The sequence below is a fragment of the Schlesneria sp. genome (assembly GCF_036405755.1).
In the GTDB taxonomy this organism is placed as follows: domain Bacteria; phylum Planctomycetota; class Planctomycetia; order Planctomycetales; family Planctomycetaceae; genus Schlesneria; species Schlesneria sphaerica.
Window position 1 is genome coordinate 1 of the sequence record NZ_DASWWZ010000400.1, and the last position, 2,097, is coordinate 2,097.

3 protein-coding genes are annotated in these 2,097 nt (G+C 55.7%); all 3 read left to right on the plus strand.

All coding sequences use genetic code 11. The features are described from left to right. Positions 1 to 409: FtsX-like permease family protein (locus VGE80_RS13775; protein WP_440593076.1), on the plus strand; the 409-nt coding region annotated here is incomplete at its 5' end. A 3-nt stretch (positions 410 to 412) separates the two neighbouring features. Continuing rightward, positions 413 to 1,180: an ABC transporter ATP-binding protein gene (locus tag VGE80_RS13780; RefSeq protein WP_373652450.1), complete on the plus strand. Its 768-nt coding sequence runs from the start codon at positions 413 to 415 to the stop codon at positions 1,178 to 1,180. A 91-nt stretch (positions 1,181 to 1,271) separates the two neighbouring features. Next, a partial coding sequence (locus tag VGE80_RS13785; protein ID WP_440593077.1) for an HlyD family secretion protein occupies positions 1,272 to 2,097 on the plus strand: 826 nt, incomplete at its 3' end.

The window sequence follows — 2,097 nt, forward strand, 5'->3', positions numbered from 1 at the left end:
CGACTATTTCATGAGTTCCACCGGGATTCCTATCAACTTCGGGATCACGATCGGCCTGGGATTCATCGTGGGAGCAGCGGTGGCCGGTCAGACCTTTTACCTGTTCACGCTCGAAAACCTGAAACAATTCGGAGCACTTAAGGCCATGGGAGTCACCAACGCCCGCTTGATCTCGATGATCCTGCTGCAGGCCAGCGTCGTCAGCGGTATTGGCTACGGCCTGGGAATGGGTACGACGGCAATTTTCTTCACGTTCACGAATCGAATCGCTCCGATGGCAGGCATTCACCTCAACCTCGTTGCGGCCATCGGCGTGGGATTGGCCGTGGTGATCATCATTCTGCTGACCAGTCTGTTCAGTCTGCGAAAAGTGTTGTTCCTGGAACCTGCGGTTGTCTTCCGAGGCTGATCCATGACCGTAGTTTCACCTTCACCGATCAGTGACATACACCCGCCTGAGGTGCTGGCTGTCGCGTGTCGTCAGATCTTCAAAGAGTTCGGCACGGGCGAAGCCAAAACGATCGCGCTGCGCGGCGTCGACCTTGATGTCCTTGCGGGACAGATGACGTTGCTGGTCGGTCAGTCCGGCTGCGGTAAGACGACGTTAATCTCGATTGTTGCGGGGCTGCTGAATGCGACGAGCGGATCGCTGACCGTGCTGGGAGAAGACTTGATTGGAATGAGCGGTTCTCGTCTCGTCCAGTTCCGGCAAAAGAATATTGGTTTTGTGTTCCAGCAGTACAATCTGCTGCCGACCCTGACCGCCGTGGAGAATGCCGCGATCCCTCTGATCATTGCGGGGATGTCGCGTCGGAAAGCGTTTGCAGAGGCCAAAGAAATTCTCGCGGAAGTCGGACTGGCGCAACGAATGCACCTGTTTCCCAATCAGCTTTCCGGGGGACAGCAGCAACGAGTGGCGATTGCGAGAGCCCTCGTGCATGAGCCACGTTTGCTGGTGTGTGACGAACCGACTGCGGCACTCGACGCTCAGTCGGGTCAAACTGTGATGGAATTGCTGAGACGTGTCGCACTTCAGCCCGACCGTGCGGTCATTGTCGTGACTCACGACAGTCGTGTTTTCAGTTTTGGTGACCGAATCATCCACATGGATGATGGAGTGGTGACAAAAGTGGAAGTCCCCGATCCCACGGGTGTTCGTCCTCTCGAAATTCATCACTAACACGACATCGCAAGACGGATGACAAGCTCTTCCTGAAACCGAAGCAAACCGATCACAACAGTTTATTGAAATGTCAGAAGGCTGGACTGAAATGTTGAAAACCGTGCGTGCCCTCTTTCTTCCCGTGCTCGCCACAGGCATGTTCGCATTTTCCATCTATCACCTGATGTTTGCCGCGGAAAAAATTCCGAGAGCGACGCCGCTGGTCGAGCCCCCCAAGCAATCATTCACGGTTGGTATCTCTGGTACAGGTCTGGTCGAGGCCCGTACCGAGAATATTTCAATCGGGACGCCAATCGCCGGAGTGGTTCTTGAAGTTTGCGTCACTGCCGAGCAACTTGGTCAGCGCGTGACGGCTGGAACTCCTCTCTTTCGCGTCGACGACAGGCACCTCCGATCTCAGTTACATGTCATGCAGTCACGGGTGGCCATGGCCGAAGCCCAGCTCAACCGGCTTGAGCAAATGCCGAGGCCGGAAGAGATTCCTCCAAGCGAAGCCAAAGTCCGCGTTGCCGAAGCGAACCGAACCCGCCTGAAAGACCTGCTGGACCGGGGCGAACAGTTGCTGGGACGCAAGGTCATGTCGGATGAGGAATTTACTTCGCGGCGATTCACTTTCGCGGCGGCCGACCAGCAATATCAGCAGGCCCAGGCTGAGCACTCGCTACTGATGGCCGGTGCGTGGGATTCCGACAAAGCCGTAACACAAGCTTCGCTCGAGTCAGCTCGTGCCGAAGTCGAAAATATTGAGACAGAGATTGACCGCTGTCTCGTCCGAGCCCCCGTCGATGGTCAAATTCTGAAAATCGATGTGCGGCCGGGAGAATACGTTAATTCTTCGTCGTCCAAGGCGTTGATTCTGCTGGGAGACCTGCAGCGTCTTCGCGTCCGTGTCGATATTGATGAACGAGACATCA

Bases quoted from the DNA above. Each gene is read 5' to 3' on its own strand.
- VGE80_RS13780 (WP_373652450.1), top strand. From the start codon at position 413: ATGACCGTAGTTTCACCTTCACCGATCAGTGACATACACCCGCCTGAG.